The sequence below is a fragment of the Microvirga sp. 3-52 genome (assembly GCF_018383585.1).
In the GTDB taxonomy this organism is placed as follows: domain Bacteria; phylum Pseudomonadota; class Alphaproteobacteria; order Rhizobiales; family Beijerinckiaceae; genus Microvirga.
The window spans coordinates 13136-32428 of the sequence record NZ_JAHAMK010000020.1 but is presented as its reverse complement, the minus strand read 5'-3'; the positions used below and the strand labels follow the sequence as shown (position 1 = coordinate 32428).

General features: G+C 65.5%; 19 protein-coding genes. 5 read left to right on the top strand and 14 right to left on the bottom strand.

All coding sequences use genetic code 11. The annotated features are described in order from the left end of the window. Positions 1 to 4: 4 nt before the first annotated feature. Complete coding sequence (locus KHP60_RS15820; RefSeq protein ID WP_213565335.1) at positions 5 to 973, bottom strand: aliphatic sulfonate ABC transporter substrate-binding protein; 969 nt, start codon at positions 971 to 973, stop codon at positions 5 to 7. A 263-nt stretch (positions 974 to 1236) separates the two neighbouring features. Here KHP60_RS15820 and KHP60_RS15815 point away from each other — a divergent pair, with 263 nt between their 5' ends. From KHP60_RS15815 to KHP60_RS15805, 3 genes are all read left to right on the top strand, one after another. Beyond that, positions 1237 to 3987 (top strand): [protein-PII] uridylyltransferase, encoded by a 2751-nt coding sequence (locus tag KHP60_RS15815; protein ID WP_213565288.1) that lies wholly within the window; start codon positions 1237 to 1239, stop codon positions 3985 to 3987. Positions 3988 to 4051: 64 nt separating this feature from the next. Beyond that, on the top strand, positions 4052 to 4675 hold the full coding sequence (gene grpE / locus KHP60_RS15810; protein WP_213565287.1) for a nucleotide exchange factor GrpE: 624 nt from the start codon (positions 4052 to 4054) through the stop codon (positions 4673 to 4675). Positions 4676 to 4883: 208 nt separating this feature from the next. After that, the gene (locus KHP60_RS15805; RefSeq protein ID WP_311925042.1) at positions 4884 to 5519 is read left to right on the top strand and encodes a trimeric intracellular cation channel family protein; all 636 of its coding nucleotides are present in this window, start codon (positions 4884 to 4886) and stop codon (positions 5517 to 5519) included. Here the strand turns inward: KHP60_RS15805 and KHP60_RS15800 are convergent. The 10 genes from KHP60_RS15800 to dnaK all read right to left on the bottom strand — a co-directional run bounded on the left by KHP60_RS15800 (position 5516) and on the right by dnaK (position 14515). Further along, positions 5516 to 6454 carry a hypothetical protein gene (locus KHP60_RS15800; RefSeq protein ID WP_213565286.1) on the bottom strand — a complete coding sequence of 313 codons (939 nt, stop codon included), beginning with the start codon at positions 6452 to 6454 and terminating at the stop codon, positions 5516 to 5518. The two genes, KHP60_RS15805 and KHP60_RS15800, sit on opposite strands and share 4 nt — an antisense overlap. A gap of 45 nt (positions 6455 to 6499) precedes the next feature. Then, the gene (locus KHP60_RS15795; RefSeq protein ID WP_213565285.1) at positions 6500 to 7120 is read right to left on the bottom strand and encodes an alpha-ketoglutarate-dependent dioxygenase AlkB; all 621 of its coding nucleotides are present in this window, start codon (positions 7118 to 7120) and stop codon (positions 6500 to 6502) included. Between the two features lie 142 nt (positions 7121 to 7262). After that, positions 7263 to 7883, bottom strand: coding sequence for a 2,3-bisphosphoglycerate-dependent phosphoglycerate mutase (locus KHP60_RS15790; protein ID WP_213565284.1), 621 nt, complete (start codon positions 7881 to 7883; stop codon positions 7263 to 7265). A gap of 39 nt (positions 7884 to 7922) precedes the next feature. Then, positions 7923 to 8729, bottom strand: a complete 807-nt coding sequence (dapB, locus tag KHP60_RS15785) for a 4-hydroxy-tetrahydrodipicolinate reductase (RefSeq protein WP_213565333.1) — start codon at positions 8727 to 8729, stop codon at positions 7923 to 7925. Between the two features lie 314 nt (positions 8730 to 9043). Next, positions 9044 to 9346: a DUF1330 domain-containing protein gene (locus KHP60_RS15780; RefSeq protein ID WP_213565283.1), complete on the bottom strand. Its 303-nt coding sequence runs from the start codon at positions 9344 to 9346 to the stop codon at positions 9044 to 9046. A 4-nt stretch (positions 9347 to 9350) separates the two neighbouring features. Then, positions 9351 to 9638, bottom strand: a complete 288-nt coding sequence (locus KHP60_RS15775; RefSeq protein ID WP_213565282.1) for a DUF1330 domain-containing protein — start codon at positions 9636 to 9638, stop codon at positions 9351 to 9353. 54 nt (positions 9639 to 9692) lie between these two features. Beyond that, complete coding sequence (pyrF, locus tag KHP60_RS15770) at positions 9693 to 10421, bottom strand: orotidine-5'-phosphate decarboxylase (protein ID WP_249688830.1); 729 nt, start codon at positions 10419 to 10421, stop codon at positions 9693 to 9695. An 8-nt stretch (positions 10422 to 10429) separates the two neighbouring features. Continuing rightward, positions 10430 to 11053: a methyltransferase domain-containing protein gene (locus KHP60_RS15765; protein ID WP_213565280.1), complete on the bottom strand. Its 624-nt coding sequence runs from the start codon at positions 11051 to 11053 to the stop codon at positions 10430 to 10432. A 182-nt stretch (positions 11054 to 11235) separates the two neighbouring features. Beyond that, positions 11236 to 12387, bottom strand: a complete 1152-nt coding sequence (gene dnaJ, locus KHP60_RS15760; RefSeq protein ID WP_213565279.1) for a molecular chaperone DnaJ — start codon at positions 12385 to 12387, stop codon at positions 11236 to 11238. A gap of 205 nt (positions 12388 to 12592) precedes the next feature. Beyond that, the gene (gene dnaK / locus KHP60_RS15755) at positions 12593 to 14515 is read right to left on the bottom strand and encodes a molecular chaperone DnaK (protein ID WP_213565278.1); all 1923 of its coding nucleotides are present in this window, start codon (positions 14513 to 14515) and stop codon (positions 12593 to 12595) included. Between the two features lie 341 nt (positions 14516 to 14856). On the opposite strand from dnaK, the gene KHP60_RS15750 reads away from it, so the two are divergent. Then, a complete protein-coding gene (locus KHP60_RS15750; RefSeq protein WP_213565277.1) occupies positions 14857 to 15285 on the top strand; it encodes a GFA family protein in 429 nt (142 codons plus the stop codon). Between the two features lie 72 nt (positions 15286 to 15357). Here KHP60_RS15750 and KHP60_RS15745 read toward each other — a convergent pair whose 3' ends face one another. Next, entirely contained in the window at positions 15358 to 16161 is an 804-nt protein-coding gene (locus tag KHP60_RS15745; protein ID WP_213565276.1) for a phytanoyl-CoA dioxygenase family protein, read from the bottom strand. 309 nt (positions 16162 to 16470) lie between these two features. Between KHP60_RS15745 and KHP60_RS15740 the strand changes: the two genes are divergently transcribed. Then, positions 16471 to 16875, top strand: coding sequence for a hypothetical protein (locus tag KHP60_RS15740; RefSeq protein ID WP_213565275.1), 405 nt, complete (start codon positions 16471 to 16473; stop codon positions 16873 to 16875). Between the two features lie 264 nt (positions 16876 to 17139). Here the strand turns inward: KHP60_RS15740 and KHP60_RS15735 are convergent, their stop codons facing one another. Then, on the bottom strand, positions 17140 to 18045 hold the full coding sequence (locus KHP60_RS15735; RefSeq protein ID WP_213565274.1) for a bifunctional helix-turn-helix domain-containing protein/methylated-DNA--[protein]-cysteine S-methyltransferase: 906 nt from the start codon (positions 18043 to 18045) through the stop codon (positions 17140 to 17142). A gap of 723 nt (positions 18046 to 18768) precedes the next feature. Further along, positions 18769 to 19278 (bottom strand): DUF2244 domain-containing protein, encoded by a 510-nt coding sequence (locus KHP60_RS15730; RefSeq protein ID WP_213565273.1) that lies wholly within the window; start codon positions 19276 to 19278, stop codon positions 18769 to 18771. Between the last annotated feature and the right edge of the window lie 15 nt (positions 19279 to 19293).

Here is a 19293-nt window from a genome sequence, read left to right as displayed (position 1 = left end):
AGCATCAGCGCGATGCGGTGGCGAAGCGGCGGTCGATGAGGGAATCGACCGCGGCGCGCACGTTGGTTTTAGGGGTGATGACACCGGCCTGCTGCAGGGCGAGGCCTGCGGCGAGGATCGTGTCGATCTGCGCTTGGCCGATGTTGGAATGGCTCAGTTCCGTGCGCTCGAGCTGGCGCTCGATCACCGGCTCGGCGAGCTTGGTGTAGGTGATCAGGGACTTCTTCAGCTCGGCCGGGTTGGCGAGCGCGTACTTGCGCGCTTCCTCGTAGGCCTTGAGCACGCGCTGGACGAGAGCCGGGTTGTCCTTGGCAAAGGCCTCGGAGACGTTCAGCACGCCCCAGGTGTTCGCGCCCGCATTGCGGTAGAAGAGCTGCGCGCCGCTTTCCACTTCGGCCGCTGCCATCAGCGGGTCGAGGCCGGCCCAGGCATCCACGTCGCCGCGCTCGAGAGCGGTGCGGCCGTCGGGATGCTGCAGGAGAACGAGCTTCACGTCCTTCTCGGTGAGCTTGGCTTCCTGCAGAGCGCGCACCAGGAAGATGTGCGGATCGGTGCCGCGGGTCACGGCGACGCGCTTGCCCTTCAGCTCCTCGACCTTCGTGATGCCCGTATCCTTGCGGGTGACGAGCGCCGTCCATTCGGGGCGGGAATAGACATAGATCGACTTGATTGGGTTGCCATTGATCTTGCCGATCAGGGCGGCGGCGCCGGCGGTGGAGCCGAAATCGATGGAGCCGGCATTGAGGAATTCGAGCGCCTTATTGGAACCGAGCGACTGCACCCAGCGCACGCTGATACCGTCCTTCTCCAGTTCCTTTTCAAGGAGGCCCTTATCCTTAAGGACCAGGCTGACCGGGTTGTAGGTGGCGTAATCGATGCGGATTTCCTTCACCTGCGCGGCGGCGGCGGTTGCAAAGGAGGCAAGGCCCGTGGCGAGGGAAGCGGCGAGCAGAAGGCGGCGGGTGAGGCTCATCGTGTTCAGTCCCATGTTGTGCGCATGGGAGCTTGGACCCTCGGGTCTTCGCGCGCCCGGCGCTTTAGCTGCACTTGTTTCGCGCCCGCAATCTGCATGCTCAAATCGGCGCGTGTCCGGTTTATAGAACCGTGTGTTTGTTATGTCAAACACTATCTCTTATAAAGAACACTCTATCGGCTCCGACGGATAATGCCAGTCCGCCCTTGGGCGGAGGACCGATCAGGTGATAAGTCAAACGGTTCCTCGTGCGCGGTTGTTCCATGACCATCGATAGCCCCCAGAGCGTTCTAGAAAGCCTCGGCAGCCAGCCGATCCGCGATGCGGTCGACTTGCGCGCGAAGCTTGTTCCCGAGCTGAAGAAGCTGCTCGACCGGGGACATGAGGAGGCTCAGGAGAAGCTTCTGGAAAGCCAGAACGGGCTCGTCTGCGCCCGTTATCTTTGCGAGCGGATGGATGAGCTGGTGCAGATCGTCCACAACGCCGTGGTCCAGCATCTGTATCCTGCGGCCAATCCATCGGCCGGCGAGCGCCTGGCCGTGGTGGCGACCGGGGGCTATGGGCGCGGAACCCTGGCGCCCGGCTCCGATGTCGATCTCCTGTTCCTGCTGCCCTACAAGCAGACGGCATGGGGCGAGAGCGTCGTCGAGGCGATGCTCTATGTGCTGTGGGACCTGAAGCTGAAGGTCGGGCATGCGACCCGCTCGGTCGAGGATTGCCTGCGCGAGGCCCATGCGGACATGACGATCCGCACCTCCCTGCTCGAGGCCCGCTTCCTCTTCGGCGACCGGGAGCTCTTCGACAATCTGGGGAAGCGCTTCGACCAGGAAATCGTCGCGACCACGGCGCCGGAATTCGTCGACGCCAAGCTCAAGGAGCGCGATGCCCGCGTCGCCAAGGCCGGCGCGTCGCGCTACCTCGTCGAGCCCAACGTGAAGGACGGCAAAGGTGGCCTGCGCGATCTCAACACGCTGTTCTGGATCGCGAAATACGTCTACCGGGTCAAGGAGCCCAAGGAGCTGGTCAAGGCCGGGCTCTTCACGCAAGCGGAGTTCAATCTCTTCTCACGCTGCGAGGAGTTCCTGTGGCGCGTGCGCTGCCATCTGCATTTCGTCACCGGCCGCGCCGAAGAGCGTCTGACCTTCGACCTGCAGCGCGCCATTGCCGAGCGCATCGGCGTTCCTCCGAGAGGCGGATTGTCGGCCGTCGAACGCTTCATGAAGGCCTACTTTCTCATCGCCAAGGATGTGGGCGATCTCACCGCCATCGTCTGCGCCGAACTCGAGGCGCGCCAGACCAAGCGTCGCCCCATGCTCGACCGGGTGTTCGGCCGCTTCCGCCGCCGCAGCGGCGGCGCGCTCGTCAGCGAAGGCTTCGTCATCGACAATAACCGCCTCAATGTGGAGAACGAGCAGGCGTTCGAACGCGATCCGGTCAACCTGATCCGCCTGTTCTGGCTCGCCGACCGGCGCAACCTCGCGATCCATCCCGATGCGACGCGAAGGGCCACCCGCTCCCTCAAGCTCATCGGACACAACCTGCGCAACGATCCGGAGGCCAACAAGCTCTTTCTGGAGATTCTCTCCTCCAAGAACGCCCCGGAGGTGGTGCTGCGGCGCATGAACGAGACCGGCGTGCTCGGGCGCTTCATTCCGGATTTCGGCCGCATCGTCGCGATGATGCAGTTCAATATGTATCACCACTACACGGTGGACGAGCACCTGATCCGCTCGGTCGGCGTGCTCACCGAGATCGAAGCCGGTCAGCTCGGCAGCGAGCATCCGTTGGCGAACCAGATCTTTCCCACCATCCGCAACCGCCGTGCGCTCTACGTGGCGGTCTTCCTTCACGACATCGCCAAGGGCCGGCCGGAGGATCATTCGGAAGCGGGCGCCGTGATCGCCCGCAAGCTCGGACCGCGCTTCGGCCTCACCGAGGCGGAGACCGACACGGTGGCATGGCTCGTCGAGCATCATCTTCTCATGTCGAACACGGCCCAGAGCCGCGATCTCTCGGATCCCGCCACCATCAAGAGCTTCGCCGAGGTGGTGCAGACCATGGAGCGCTTGAAGCTCCTGCTCGTGCTCACCATCGCCGACATCAAGGCCGTGGGCCCCGGCACCTGGACCGGGTGGAAAGGGCAGCTCCTGCGCAACCTCTACCAGGAAACGGAAGTGATCCTCGGCGGCGGCGCGGTGGATCTGGCCCGCTCGGAGCGGGTGCGCCTGGCGCAGGAGCAGCTGCGTGCCGAGCTGCCCGACTGGCTGGATGCCGAGTTCGAGACCTACGTTTCCCGCCACACGCCGGGCTACTGGCTGAAGACCGACGAGACCCGAAGGGCCAAGCAGGCAAGGCTCCTGCGGGAATCCGACAAGGCCGGGCGCACGGTCACCACGGCCTATGAGACCGACCAGTTCCGGGGCGTGACCGAACTCACCATCCTCTCGCCCGACCATCCGCGCCTGCTCGCCATCGTCACCGGCGCCTGCGCGGCGTCCGGCGGCAACATCGTCGATGCGCAGATCTTCACCACCACGGACGGCATCGCGCTCGATACCATCGTGCTCTCCCGCGCCTTCGACCGCGACGAAGACGAGCTGCGCCGGGCCGAGCGGGTCGCTAAGGCCATCGAGCGGGCCCTGAAGGGCGAGGTGAAGATCGCAGATCTCGTGGACGGCAAGCGCCCGGCCAAGGAGCGCTCCAAGGCCTTCCATGTGCCGCCGGAGGTGAGCATCGACAATTCCCTGTCGAACCGCCAGACGGTGATCGAGATCTCGGGCCTCGACCGGCCGGGCCTGCTCTACGATCTCACCACGGCCTTGGGGAAGCTCAACCTCAACATCGCCTCGGCCCACATCGTCACCTTCGGCGAAAAGGCCGTGGACGTGTTCTACGTCACGGACCTGACGGGTACCAAGATCACCCATGCGGGGCGCCAGGCCACCATCAGCCGCACCCTTCTCGACGTGTTCAAGACCGAGGAAACCGAGCCCCTCCACAGGCGCAGTGCTTGATTTGTTGGGCAAGGGACCTGATATGTGGCCCGAACCATTCTTTCCCACCTTTAGTTGATCGACCATGAATCCGAACGACACGGAAAACCAGAACGTGGCCCCGCAGGCCCAGCCCGCCAATGACGCCGCTCCCGAGGCGGCTTCCACGCCTGAGGCCGATCCGATCGCCGTTCTCGAGGCCGAGAAGGCAGATCTGAAGGACAAGATGCTGCGCCTGATGGCCGATATGGAAAACCTGCGCCGCCGCACCGAGCGCGAGGTCGCCGATGCCCGGACCTATGCGGTGGCGAATTTCGCCCGCGACATGCTCAACGTGGCCGACAATGTCCGCCGCGCTATCGAGAGCGTGCCGGAGGAGGCCCGCGGCACCGCCGAGGGCGCCTTCAAGGCCCTCATCGAGGGCATCGACCTCACCGAGCGCGATCTGTTGAAGAACCTCGAGCGCCACGGCGTGAAGAAGCTCGACCCGCAGGGCCAGAAGTTCGACCCGAACGTGCATCAGGCCATGTTCGAGATCCCCAACGCGGAGGTCCCGAACGGCACGGTCCTGCAGGTGGTCCAGTCCGGCTACGTCATCGGCGAGCGCGTCCTGCGTCCGGCCCTGGTCGGCGTCTCCAAGGGCGGCCCCAAGGCCGCGACCAACGGCAACGGCGCCGAGGCTGCGGATAATTCGTCCGCGGCTTCGTAAGGGATCGGTCAACGGATTTTCTTGTGAACCATAGCCGCTTCGCCTGAAAATGCTGTAAGCGAACACCCCATGAGCCCTCGTCCTGAGGAGGCCACGCGAGTGGCCGTCTCGAAGGATCAGGGCGGCTCCAGTGCGTACCGGATCGTCGAGGGTGCAGCCTCATGGCTGCTCCTCAGGATGAGATCCGGGATTATGGCAGGTTTTCCCGGTGGACTTCCTTCGAAGCATCCCTTTTGAAACCATCGGCGTCGCCGTCTTCGCCCTGTCCGGCGCCCTGATGGCGGCCCGCAAGGGCATGGATCCGTTCGGCTTCGCCCTGCTTGCCACGCTCACAGGCGTCGGCGGCGGCACCATCCGGGACCTGCTCATCGGCACGCGCCCCGTGTTCTGGGTCGGCGATCCGACCGACGTTCTGGTCTGCCTGATCGTGGCGGAACTCGTCTTCGCCCTCGGACCGAAGCGGGTGGCGATCCTCGAGGGCGGCCGGCAGGGACGCCTGCTCCTCTGGGCGGATGCCCTGGGGTTGGCCCTTTTCGCCGTCTCGGGCACCGGCAAGGCGCTGGCGGCCGGCGTTCCGGCGCTTTCCGCCGTTGCGCTCGGCACCACCACGGCCACCTTCGGCGGCATCATCCGCGACATCTTTGCCGGAACCACGCCCCTGGTGCTGCGCCAGGAGATCTATGTCACGGCCGCGGCCCTCGGCGCGTCGGTCATGGTCGCCCTTCAGGCAACGGGCCTCGATCCTTTCCTGAGCGCCGTGGCTGGCTTCGCCGCGGCCTTTTCCTTAAGGGCGCTCGCCCTCCTGCGCGGCTGGTCGCTGCCGGCTTTTCCCCGCCGCGATTAAGGATTCATGTCGACCCCGTCGATCATCGTCCGGAAGCGGGGCAGATTCTGGTCGCGCTGCTCGACCCGGGTCAGGCCGACCATGCGCACGTAGCGGTCGGGCTCGAAGCGGAGCGTCTGCATCACCACGATCGGCTGGCCCGATTCCGCCTCCACGGCCTTGGCGACGATCTCGTGCCAGTCCTGGCCCTTGAAGCGGAAGGACTCGGAGCGCTCGATCTTGATGTCCTTGAGGATCTGGTTGGAGTTCAGGGCCGCATGGGCGAACTGGTTGCGCCGCTCCTGCGGCGGAACCGGGACGTTGACGGTGGCCGCCATGATGACGATCGGCTGCTCCACCGCCTTGATCGTGTCCTGCGGTCCGTCGGTGAACAGGACCGAATTGCCGGCCATCACCCGCACCGGGCGGAATCCGGCCTTGTCGCCGAGCCGGAAGGGCAGGGCGGAGATCTGCTCTTCGATCGACACGGGGCCGCGCAGGGCGATGCTCTTCAAGGCCTCGCGCATCTGCGCCTCGCTGTAGCCGTCCTGGCCGCCGCGCACCTGCGCGATCACGAGGGCGGTGAGGTCCTCGTCCTTGACCGCCATCACCCATTTGCGGCCCGGAACGGGGCCCGCCATGGTGCCGCCGATCAGAACGCCCGTCCTGGCGCCGAGCTTCAGGTTTTCGCGCGATGTCTCGCTCAGGCCCTGGCGCTTCAGGGCGTCCTTGGAGAGCCCGTTGACCAGCTGCGCATAAGCCGCAGCGGGCATTTCCACGAAGTTGATGGCCGCGGCCTTCTCCTCGCTCTCGAAGCCGCTGAAGCGCTTCGAGACCATCATGTCCGCGGGCGGGACGATGCCGATCCGCGAGGCCGGCGGATAGACGGGCTCGGCTGCGAGGGCGGCCTGGGCCGACAGGATGAAGCCCAAGGCAGCGGCTGCAAAAGCTTTCATGGATGCCTCTTCGAAGGAAACCTGCAGGTAATCATGATCTTGAGGCTAAATCGCCTTCTCCACCCTGCGCAAGGTGAGATTGAGCCGCCCGCCCTGCGGCAGCAGGTCCGAGCTTCTTGGCATCAGCCGGTCGATGCCATGATAGATCAGCCGGGCCGGCCCGCCGAACACGATCGCGTCACCGGAGCGAAGCTTCACCGAGCGGGTGGGATCCTTGCGCTCCAGCCCGCCATAGCGAAAGAGCGCCGTATCGCCGAGGGACAGCGACACGACAGGCGCCGCGAACTCCTCCTCGTCCTTGTCCTGGTGCATCCCCATCCGGGCCGTGGGCTCGTAGAAATTGATCAGGCAGGCATCGGGCGGATGCGGGTAGTCGCTCAGTTCCTTCCAGGCACGCAGCACCTGGTCCGGCATAGCGGGCCAGGGTTGGCCGGTCTCGGGATGAGTCGGCTGGTAGCGATAGCCCTCCACATCCGAAACCCAGCCCAGCGGCCCGCAATTGGTCATCCGCACGGAAAACGGCTTTCCGGTGCGCGGCATGCGCGGGGTGTAGAGCGGCGCCTGGCGCGTGATCCCGCGCAGGGATAACAGCAGCCGCTCCTGCGCAGGACGGTCGAGGTAGTCGGGATAATAGGTGAGGCCGGGACTGAGGGTGATGGGAGACATGCGGTTATTTTGGCACGTCCGATCCGTCCACGTCATCACCGGCCTTGTGCCGGTGATCCCGATCGGAAAGGCGCGGCGCTTCACAGGATCGGGATGGCCGGCCTTGTGCCGGCCATGACAAGACGAGACGTTAAGGCCTATCTCACCCCTCCAGCACCTTCTTGTCGGCGACAGTCGTATCCTCGTTGAGGGTGTAGACCAGCGGGATGCCCGTCGCGAGCTCGAGGCTCGGGATCGTCTCCGAGGTGAGGCCGTCGAGCACCATCACGAGGGCGCGCAGGGAGTTGCCGTGGGCCGCCACGAGCACGCGCTCGCCGCGCATCACCCGGGGCAGGATCTCGCGGATGTAGTAGGGCAGCACGCGGGCCACCGTGTCCTTCAGGCTCTCGCCGCCGGGAGGAGGCACGTCGTAGGAGCGGCGCCAGACATGGACCTGCTCCTCGCCCCAACGGGCGCGGGCGTCGTCCTTGTTGAGGCCGGAGAGATCACCGTAATCGCGCTCGTTCAGGGCCAGGTTCGCGATGGTTTTCAGATCGGGCTGGCCGATCTCTTCGAGGATCAGCTTGCAGGTGGCCTGCGCGCGCGACAGATCCGACGTGAAGGCGATGTCGAACTGGACGCCCATTTCCTTCAGGCGACGGCCGGCATTGCGCGCCTCCTCGATGCCGAGATCGGTGAGCCCCGGATCCTTCCAGCCGGTGAACAGGTTCTTGAGGTTCCAGTCGCTCTGGCCGTGGCGTGCAAGGACGAGAAGGCGGTTCATGTCTTGGCGTCTCCGATTGATACCCGTGAATGGCGTGTTTTAGAGCTGATCGAGGCCAAGAACATCGGCCATGGTGTAATAGCCCGGCTTCTTGTCGAAGCCCCAGAGGGCGGCTCTTACCGCGCCGCGGGCGAAGATGGTGCGATCCTCGGCACGGTGCGAGAGTTCCAGGCGCTCGCCGGCGCCTGCGAAGATCACCGAATGCTCGCCCACCACGGAGCCTCCGCGCAGGGTGGCAAAGCCGATGTCGCCTGGATTGCGCGCGCCGGTATGGCCGTCGCGGCTGCGCACCGAGCGCTCTTTCAGCGGGATCTTGCGTCCCTCTGCGGCCGCTTCGCCGAGGAGGAGAGCGGTGCCCGAGGGCGCATCCACCTTCATGCGGTGGTGCATCTCGAGGATCTCGATGTCGAAGTCTTCGCCCAGGGTCGCCGCCGCCTTGCGCACGAGGCCGGCGAGCAGGTTTACGCCCAGCGACATGTTGCCGGACTGGACGATGCGCGCGTGGCGCGCGGCCGCCTCCAGCTTGGTGAAATCGGCGTCCTGCAGGCCGGTGGTCCCGATCACATGGACGATGCGCGCCTGGGCGGCAAGCGCCGCGAACGCGATGGTGGCGGCCGGCGCCGTGAAATCGAGGACGCCGTCGGCCTGGGCAAAGACGGTCAGCGGATCGTCGGTCACGTCCACGTCGAGCAGGCCGACCCCGGCGAGAAGCCCGGCATCGTGCCCGAGCGCCGGAGAGCCTTCCCGCTCGATGGCGCCGACAAGGGTGCAGCCCTCGGTCTCGGCGACGGTTTTGATGAGCATGCGCCCCATGCGTCCGGCCGCACCTACCACGACGAGTCGCATCTCGCTCATGCCGCTCTCCTGTTGTTAGACGGTCGGGTATAGCCGCTCGGGGAACGGCTGAGAAGCGCGGAGGATCGCGCTCCTCTTGTCATCCCCGGCGGTCCGCAAGGACCGGGAAGGGGATCCAATGACACGCTTAGCGCTCTGGATTCCCTTTCCCTCCGCTTCGCTCCGGCCGGGAATGACATCCACCGCGTCATGGCCGTCCCCGGACTTGATCCGGGGATCAGTCCCGGTCATCTCGGTCAGAAAAGCACCGCGTCTCTCATCATCGGGATCACCGGCACAAGGCCGGCCATGACGGTTGAGGGAACTCACCCCGGCTGCTGGCCCTCGTAGCCCTCGATGATGATGATGTCGGCAACGGCATGACCGTCGCGCTCGGCTTTGGCCGCCTGGTATTCGGGCGAGTCCCAGCATTCCAGGGCCGCCTCGTAGGTCGGGAATTCGATCACCACGTTGCGGGCGCGGGCTTCGCCTTCGGCGACCCGGTATTTGCCCCCGCGCACCAGGAAGCGGGCGCCGTATTTGGCGAACGGCACGGCATTGGCCTTCACGTAATTCTGGTAGGCGTCGGGGTTCGAGACGTCGACGCGGCCGATCCAATAACCCTTCATCGCTTCAGGCTCCTTCCACGAGAACGAATTCCGCCACGCAGGCGCCTTCGCGCTTGGCCTTGGCGGCCCGATATTCCGGTGAGTTGTAATAGGTCCGGGCCTGCTCGACGGAGTCGAACTCGATCACCACGTTGCGGGGCCTTGCCTCGCCCTCCAGCGCCTCGTAGGCGCCGCCGCGCACCAGCGGGCGCCCGCCATACTTGCGGATCGCCTCCGTCGCGCCTTTAGCGTATTCCGCATAGGCTTCGGGGTTCGTGACGGTCACGCGGGCGATGACATAGCCTTTAGGCATGAAGCGTTCCTCTTGGTTTTCGGGGAGGCAGCGAACGCCAGAGGGGCATTATCGTCAAGCCTTCACGTCGGCAATTTCCCGCACAATCGCTTCCGCGGCCGCACGCGGATCGGCGGCCTTCACGATCGGGCGGCCGACCACGAGGTGGTCGGCTCCGAGCCGAATGCCTTGCGCCGGCGTCACGATGCGCTTCTGGTCGCCCGCATCCGCACCCGCAGGCCGAATGCCGGGCGTCACGATGAGCCGGTCGGGGCCGACGACGGTGCGCACGCGCTGCGCTTCCGGCGCGGCGCAGACGACGCCGTCCACGTTGAGATCGCGCGCCTGCCCGGCGCGGCGGGCGACGAGGTCCGCGGCCGATGTGTGGGCATAGCCCGCCTCGACGAGGTCATTGTCGTCATAGGACGTGAGCACGGTCACGGCGAGGATCTTCAGGTCCGTTCCGGCTTTCCCGGCGACGGCCGCGCGCATGGTCTGCGGATAGGCATGGACCGTCAGGAACGTGGCGCCGAGGCGGGCCACGGAGCGCACGCCTTTCTCCACCGTGTTGCCGATGTCGTGGAGCTTGAGATCGAGAAAGACCTTCTTGCCCTGTCCGATCAGCTCCTGGGCGAACTCGAAACCGCCCGCGTAGGCAAGCTGATAGCCGATCTTGTAGAACGTGCCGGCCTCCCCGATGCGGCCGACGACGGCGCGGGCCTCCTCGACGGACGGAACGTCGAGGCCGATGATGAGCTTGTCGCGAATGTCTCCTGCGGGAATGGGATTCGTCGAAAGAGACATCGCGGCGCTCATGGATGGTTGACCTTGTTGTAGATCCAGACGCGGGCCGGGGGCAGGTTGCGCCAGATCCGGTTGGAGGCTTTGGCTTTGTAGGCCTGCGAGCGCGCCGGGATCGGCGGCACCACCGCATAGGTGAACTGAATGAAGGGCCCGTTGGGGTGCATCATCCCTTGAGCGGCTTCCAGAAGGTCCAGGCGCTGGTCCATGGGCTTGGTGAAGAGCGGCAGGCTGGACACGGTGGCGGCCGCCGGCTCCTTCAGGATCCCGGAGAGCGTTTCCTTGAGATCGTAGGCATCGCCCTGGATGATCGTCGCCTTGGGGAAGCGGCGCTTCAGGAGCTGACAGAATTCAGGGCTGTATTCGATGAGGACCAGCCGCTCCTGTGCCACCCCGCGCCGGATCAGGGCGTCGGTCACCGGACCCGTGCCGGGGCCGAGCTCGATGACTGGACCGGGAATGCGCGGATCCACGTAGGAGGCCATGGTCCTGGCCAGAATCTTGCCGGACGGGGTGACGGCGCCGACGACGAGGGGCCGTTCGAGCCAGGAGCGCAGGAACCGGGCCTCGTCTTGGAAACGATCCTTCTTGAGGGGAATTTTCCGGGCCGTTGGCCGTTGGAACGACTGAAGCACTGATCAGGACCCCTTGTGCGACGGATCACGTTGGCTGTTTAGAACCCCGAAGCCTCGGACCCAAAAGTGGAAGCCACTTTTGGGATCAACCCGATGCTTCTCATTTAACGGGCGCATCGTCTAGAGCGGAAAAACCGGATCCACTTCTTCCGCACGATGCGCTGAGGAAAACGACCGTCAAGTTAAGTTGATCCACCCAGCCCGTCGATAAACTCCCGGAAACGCGAGAAAAAGCCCGAGCTTTCCGGGTGGTTTTCCTTGGAGCATTCCTGGTCGAACTCCGTCAGGAGTTCGCGCTGGCGCTTGGTGAGCTTCTGCGGAGTTTCCACAACTACCTGGATGTACAGGTCGCCCACGTCCCGCGAGCGCAGCACCGGCATGCCTTTTCCCTTGAGGCGGAACTGCTTGCCTGTCTGGGTGCCCTCGGGAACCTTCACGAGCGCGTCGGTGCCGCTGAGCGTCGGAACGCTGAACTCGCCGCCGAGCGCCGCCGTCACCATGGAGATCGGAACCCGGCAGAACAGGTCGGCCCCGTCGCGCTGGAAGAACGGATGGGGTTTCAGGGACAGGAAGATGTAGAGATCGCCCGGAGGCCCGCCGCGCAGGCCGGCCTCGCCTTCGCCCGCCAGCCGGATGCGCGTGCCGTCCTCGACGCCCGCCGGGATGTTGACCGAGAGCGTACGCTCCCGGGTGACGCGGCCGGCGCCGCCGCATTGGCCGCAGGGATCGTCGATGACCTCGCCGCGCCCGTGGCAGTTGGGGCAGGTGCGCTCGATGGAGAAGAAGCCCTGCGTCGCCCGCACCCGGCCCGCGCCGCCGCAGGTGGGGCAGGCCTTGGGCTTGGAGCCGGGCTTCGCGCCGGATCCGGAGCAGGCCTCGCAGGTGATGGAGGTCGGGATCTTCAGCTCGGCGGTCTTGCCGTTATAGGCCTCGTCGAGGGAGATCTCGAGGTTGTAGCGCATGTCGGCGCCGCGCTCGCGCCCGCCGCCGGCTCCACGCCCGCGTCCGCTGCCGCGCCCGGCATCACCGAAGAAATTCTCGAAGATGTCCGACATGAAGTCGGAGAAGTCGCCGCCGAAGCCCGGTCCGCCGCCGCCCGGTCCGCCGTTGGCGAAGGCGGCATGGCCGAAGCGGTCGTAGGCCGCGCGCTTCTGGCCGTCGGAGAGGGTCTGGTAAGCCTCGTTGATTTCCTTGAACTTGACCTCGGCCTCGTGGTCGCCCGGGTTGCGGTCCGGGTGGTACTGCATCGCGAGCTTGCGGAAGGCGGATTTCATCTCCGCTTCGGTCGCGGTCCGCGAGACGCCGAGAACCTCGTAATAGTCGCGCTTGGACATATCAGGCGCCCCTGGGAGCGGTCGGCCGCTCCATCATGCTGCCGGACCGTTTCGCATGCATCCGAAAGGGAGAGGCCCCGGCAGCTTCTGCCGAAGGGGTGCGAAAATCGGTTGGTTGATCGGTCATTATTGTGTCGAGCCTATTCACGAAAACGGCACCCGGTCATGAAACCGGGTGCCGAATTCCTTACAGAGCGCTCATGCTTTAAGCGCGCTTTTTCTTGTCGCCTTCGTCGACTTCCTGGAAGTCGGCGTCGATGACGTCTTCCTTCTGGGCGGCCTCGCCCTCGGGCTGCTGCTCGCCGCCGCCTTCGCCCGCGGCAGCTTGAGCCGCGTACATGGCCTCGCCGAGCTTCATGGAAGCCTGCATCAGGTCCGTGGTGCGGGCCTTGATGACCTCGGAATCCTCGCCGGCGAGGGCCTGACGGAGCGCGTCGATGGCGGTCGTGATGCCCTGCCTGTCGCCCTCCGAGACCTTGTCGCCGTATTCCGTCAGCGACTTCTCGGTGGCGTGGATCAGGCTCTCGCCCTGGTTCTTGGCCTCGACGAGCTCGCGGCGCTTCTTGTCTTCCTCGGCGTGAGCCTCGGCGTCCTTCACCATCTTCTCGATGTCGGTGTCGGACAGCCCGCCGGAGGCCTGGATGCGGATCTGGTGCTCCTTGGCCGTAGCCTTGTCCTTCGCCGTGACGTTCACGATGCCGTTGGCGTCGATGTCGAAGGTCACCTCGATCTGCGGCACGCCGCGGGGTGCGGGAGGAATGCCCATGAGGTCGAACTGGCCAAGCAGCTTGTTGTCCGCGGCCATTTCGCGCTCGCCCTGGAAGACCCGGATCGTCACCGCGTTCTGGTTGTCTTCCGCGGTCGAGAACACCTGGCTCTTCTTCGTCGGGATCGTCGTGTTGCGGTCGATCAGACGGGTGAACACGCCGCCGAGCGTCTCGATGCCCAGTGACAGCGGGGTCACGTCGAGGAGCAGCACGTCCTTCACGTCGCCCTGGAGCACGCCGGCCTGGACCGCCGCGCCGATGGCCACGACCTCATCCGGGTTGACGCCCTTGTGGGGCTCCTTGCCGAAGAAGGTCTTCACGACTTCCTGGATCTTCGGCATGCGGGTCATGCCGCCGACGAGGACCACCTCGTCGATGTCCCCAGCCGAGAGGCCGGCATCCTTGAGGGCCTTGCGGCAGGGCTCGATCGTCTTCTGCACCAGGTCGTCGACGAGCTGCTCGAACTTGGCGCGCGAGAGCTTGATCGCGAGGTGCTTCGGACCGGAGGCATCCGCCGTGATGTAGGGCAGGTTGATCTCGGTCTGCGACGCGGAGGAGAGCTCGATCTTGGCCTTCTCGGCGGCTTCCTTCAGGCGCTGCAGGGCGAGCTTGTCCTTGGTCAGGTCGATGCCCTGCTCCTTCTTGAACTCGGCCGCCAGGTACTCGACGAGGCGCATGTCGAAGTCTTCACCGCCGAGGAAGGTGTCGCCGTTGGTGGACTTCACCTCGAACACGCCGTCGCCGATCTCCAGGATCGAGACGTCGAAGGTGCCGCCGCCGAGGTCGTAGACCGCGATCGTGCCGGTCTGCTTCTTGTCCAGGCCGTAGGCCAGGGCCGCAGCGGTGGGCTCGTTGATGATGCGCAGGACCTCCAGGCCGGCGATCTTGCCGGCGTCCTTGGTGGCCTGACGCTGGGCGTCGTTGAAATAGGCCGGGACCGTGATGACGGCCTGCGTGACCGGCTGCCCGAGATAGGACTCGGCCGTCTCCTTCATCTTCTGAAGGGTGAAGGCGGAGATCTGCGAGGGCGAATATTGCTTGCCGTCGGCCTCGACCCAGGCGTCGCCGTTCGCACCCTTGATGATGTGGTACGGAACGAGGCCCATGTCCTTCTTGGTCATGGGATCGTCGAAGGTGCGGCCGATCAGGCGCTTGATGGCGAAGAAGGTGCGCGACGGGTTCGTGACCGCCTGGCGCTTGGCCGGCTGGCCGACGAGGCGCTCGCCTTCATCCGTGAAGGCCACGATGGACGGGGTCGTCCGGGCGCCTTCTGCGTTCTCGATAACTTTGGGCGTCGTGCCTTCCATGACAGCGACGCAGGAATTGGTGGTGCCGAGGTCGATACCGATGACCTTACCCATGGCGGGATCCCTCACTTTCAAGCAGACCGCCGAGCCCTAAAAGCAGCTCGGCCCATGGCTTACATGTTGATGACTAAATGCAAGGACCGCCTCAACCCGAGCCGTGCCCTGTGCTGGCGCTGATATAAGAAGGGCTTTTCAGCGCCGCAAGACGATCCTGAAGGCTAGATCGACTCATTTCGTCGGAGCCGGGGTCTGTTGCATGGCTGCAATAGGAGGAGCCCTGCGGGCCGGGGGACACGAAATCTCCCCGGAGAGACACGATACGTCGTTGCGGCAGGGTGCGTCGGCGAGACCTTGTGCCCTACCTAGCCAGGAACCGTCGCAGCAGGGGAGCGGTCATGGGAACGTCGAAGCAAGCCTATTCTCTCAAGGGCGGCTGCCAATGCGGCCAGGTGCGGTACGAGCTCACGAAGCCGCCGCACGAGATCTATGTCTGCCACTGCCGGGAGTGCCAGAAGCAGTCGGCCTCCGCCTTCGGGACTTCGGTCATGGCCCGCAGTGCCGATGTCCTGCTCCTGGCCGGCAGGCTCGGCCATTGGACGCGTGCGACCGATGCCGGACGGTCCCTGACCTGCTTCTTCTGCCCGGATTGCGGCTCGCGCGTGTGGCATGGGGACAAGGATCGGGAGGATGAGATCAGCATCAAGGGGGGCTCCCTCGACGAGCCGGTCGATCTCACCGAGGCGATCCACATCTGGACCTCCCGCAAGCTGAGGGGCGTGATCATCCCCGAGGGCAACCGGCACTATCCGGGGGAACCGGACTAGGCTTTGCATGCGCAGGGTGCGTCGAGCAGGTGCGGCCGTGAGGCCCGGCAGCTCGACTGCCGGGCCATTGCCTTAAGGAATCATCCCGAGGGCGATCCGGATCGCCTGCTCGACCGGAGAATAGGCGCCGCCCCGGCGCTCGAGACGCAGGGACTGCGCGGGCAGGAGGGGCGGCTGGGCCATGAATTTCGGCCTCGTGCCGCGATGGGGTTGAGCGGCATGAACGAGGAAGGGATGGCACAGATACACCGTACCCGCATCCCCGGTCGCCGCCACCTCGGCGAGATGGGCGGTCTCCGCAAAGCCGTCGGCCGCCATCTCGCCGAGGGTGAGGCCGGCTTCTCCCGCCGGCGCCAGAATGCGGGCCATTTCCAGATGGGAGCCGGCCCGGATCCGCGTCGGCGCATCATTCTCCCCCACATCGGAGAACAGGAAGAGCATCAGCAGGGCCCGCCCGCGCGACGTGACGTTCGCGCGCCAGGACAGGAAGTCCGGAGTCTCGGTTCCGAAACTGACATCGATGTGCCAGCCGGCATCGCCCGGATCGTCGGGCGAAGGAAACCGCACCGGGAAAGTCCCCAAGGTGGCGCGGGGCACCCACCGGGCCGGTCCGACGAGCTGGTCGAAGGCGCGATGCAGGACCGGCGTGTTGGCCGCCTGGACGAAAGGCTCCTGCCCATACTGGTTCAGGCGGATCACGGGCCGCGTCCAGGTGGCGGGATCGTCCGGATCGCATCCGGTGTCGCGCCACAGGATGGCACGGGCCTCGTCGGCGAGCCGGCGCGGGAAAGCGTCGTCGACCCTGACGAAGCCGCTGTCGATGAAATGCTGAATCTGCGCGGCGCTCAGCGCGCGCGTCTCCTGGTTCGAAGGCATGGAAAATCTCTCAACAGACCGGCTCTCCCGTCTGCTGTGCAAACGAGCCGGCAAATGGCATCCCGGGTGCATGACACCCGTCTCGAGGCCCGCGCCGAGGCAGGCCTGGGCTTACTTCCCTTGGAAGAAAGCGGATGCGGTGTTGAGGAATAGCGTCATCATGGCAGGGCGATTGTGCGGCTTGGAGGGCTAAAGTCAACCTGTCCGCTTCCATGTGGTCCCGACCGTCTGCTTACGCTAGGATAAGCGTTCGTCGCGTTCTCCAACGCTCCGACGAGCGCCGTTGAAGGTCACCTGCGAGAGCGGCCCATGTGGATCAGGCTTATCCTTTCCGCGATTTTTTTCCCGCTGGGGTTCCCCCTCCCGGCCGAAGCCCACGACATCTACTCGCATCTCAGGGACTCGTGGGGCAACAGCTGCTGCAACGACGAGGATTGCCGGCCGGCACCCTACCGGGTCACCCCGATGGGCGTGCAGATGCTTGTCGACGGGGAGTGGGTCGAGGTGCCCGGCTACACGATCCAGTACCGTGCGCTGAGCGGCGATGCCGGTCGGACGGGCGGGGGACACTGGTGCGGGCGCAGCTATCAGAAGGTCGACAACAGCGTGTTCCACGTCACGCAATGTGCGGTGCTGCCACCGAGCACCGCGGCGCTGTCGGGATCGCCGGGGCCCTCGGATGGTTCGCCGGATCCACTTGAGAGTGAACCGTAATCGCGACCGCCCGACTCCTGGTTCTTTAAATCCGATTGTCGGGATTCCTAAGGATGCCCGGAAGCCGTTTCGGGTCCGGGGTGCCCGCCGCTCTCCCTTACATTGCGCACGCTCAACATAACGACACCCTCCGCCGTCATGTCCGCCCCGTGCCGGGGATCCACGTCTGACGGCGCCGAGGTTTGAAGACGTGGATGGCCGCAACAAGCGCGGCCATGACGAGGTGAAGCGGCAGCGATCGCGTTGTGCCGGGCAATCGAATCCCTAGGCGGCGGCCCCGAAAGCCTGCCCGGCCTCCCAGCCCAGAATGGCCTGCTTGCGGGTCAGCCCCCAATGGTAGCCGGTGAGCGCCCCGGAGCGGCCGAGCACACGGTGGCAGGGGACCACGAAGGAGACCGGATTCTTGCCCACCGCCGCGCCCACCGCCCGGCAGGCGGCGGGCCTGCCGATATGGCGGGCGATGTCGGAATAGGTGGTCGCCTTGTCGCGGGGGATGCGCAGCAGGGTCTGCCAGACCCGGACCTCGAAATCGGTGCCGATCAGGACCACCCGCAGGGGCTGCTCCGCCTGCCATTGCGACGGGCTGAAGATGCGCCTCGCGAGCGGGGCGGTGGCGGCTTCATCCTCCACATACTCAGCTTTCGGCCAGCGGCGAATCAGGTCCGAGAGCGCCGCCTGCCGGTCGCCGTCGTCCACGAAGCCCAGGCCCGCCAGGCCCCGGTCGGTGGCGATCAGCACCGCCTCGCCAAAGGGGGAGGGGTGGAAGCCGAAGCGCATGGTCAAACCCTGGCCGCCCGCCTTGTAATCCCCCGGGGTCATGGCCTCGTGGGTCACGAAGAGGTCGTGCAGCCGGGCAGGTCCCGACAACCCGACCTCGTAGGTGGCGTCGAGCACGCTGGCGGAATCGGAGAGCAGCGCCTTGGCGTTGTCGAGGGTCAGCGCCTGCAGGAACGCCTTCGGGCTCAGGCCCGCCCAGCGCCGGAAGAGATGGTGCACATGGGTGGTGGACAGCCCCACATGGTCGGCGATCGCCTCCAGGGAGGGCTGGTCGCGCCAGCGCTCCGAGATGAACGCGATGATCCGGCGCACCCGCTCGTAATCCGAATGGGGCTCGTCCGGCACGGTGATCGCGCCCGGTTCGATGGTGATGTCGCGCAAGGTATTGAGCATGACTCTGAATCCTTATTGGCGATCATCCTAGCGAGCCGGGGAGGGCGGAGACACCCGATTTCTGTGACAGGATTATCTTAAGTGCTGGGCGGAAGAGAGCATTCTCATTGCTTGCGGAATATGTCCCCCAGATGCGACGCTCCTCACCTCACCTGACCGTCATGGCCGGGCCTGTCCCGGCCATGACGGTCAGGTGAGGCGCGGCGCTTCTCTTTATCGGGATCACCGGCACAAGGCCGGTGATGACGGGGGAGAGCGGATGTAACGCTATGTTCTCACTTTGTTCTTGACACAGTGTATCACCTGGGCTATACCCGTGCTCATCCCGGCCCGACNGGCGCTTCTCTTTATCGGGATCACCGGCACAAGGCCGGTGATGACGGGGGAGAGCGGATGTAACGCTATGTTCTCACTTTGTTCTTGACACAGTGTATCACCTGGGCTATACCCGTGCTCATCCCGGCCCGACGGGGGCGCGCTCGCGAGGCGTCGCAGATGTGGGGCGGGGAGCGGTCCCGCCGCAGGCCTCGCACGCCTGTGATCGCGGGAGGCCGACCCTGGGCTGACAGCGCAGGAGGTCCGCCTGAAAAGTACCGCGTGCGAAGCGCCGTCCGGCTCTTCCCATTCCCATACACATCGAGCCGGGTGGCCCGTCGCACCTCCCTCGATCAACCTGACGGCTCAGGGCTCCCAAGCCCTGGGCCTACAGGTGCTGGAAAGTTCTCAATGACCCCGCTTCACATCCGCCAGGGCCCGACTCAGAGCCTCCGCGAGCGTCTCCCGCTCCGGCGGGGAGAGGTCGCGGGCGATGACCACGTGCTCGTTGCGGGAGGTGAGTGCGAGTTCCTGCATGCCGTATTCGTCGTCGACCTGCCGGTCGAGACGGGTCCAGAGCGGGTTGAACTGCCAGTCCTTCACCTCGCCCCGGGGGCTCACCTTGCGGAACAGGAGGCGGATCGGCGTCAGCTCCAGGAGCTCGAACCCCTCGCCCTGGCGGTAGCTGAGGCGGAACGCGATGTAGAGGCCGAGGAAGTCGAGGCCGAAGAAGCCGGCCACCGGCCAGAAGCCCATGATGACGAAGGGCAGGCTCGCCACCACCGAGGTGAGGCAGACCAGCACCATGAGGATCCTGAAGCCCTGCGGGCTCAGGGACCTGTGCGGTCGGATCACGGCCGAGAACACCGGCTGCTCGCACCGGTCGATCTCGCCACATGTCGCTTTGCCGCTTGCCATGCCTTAAGTATAACG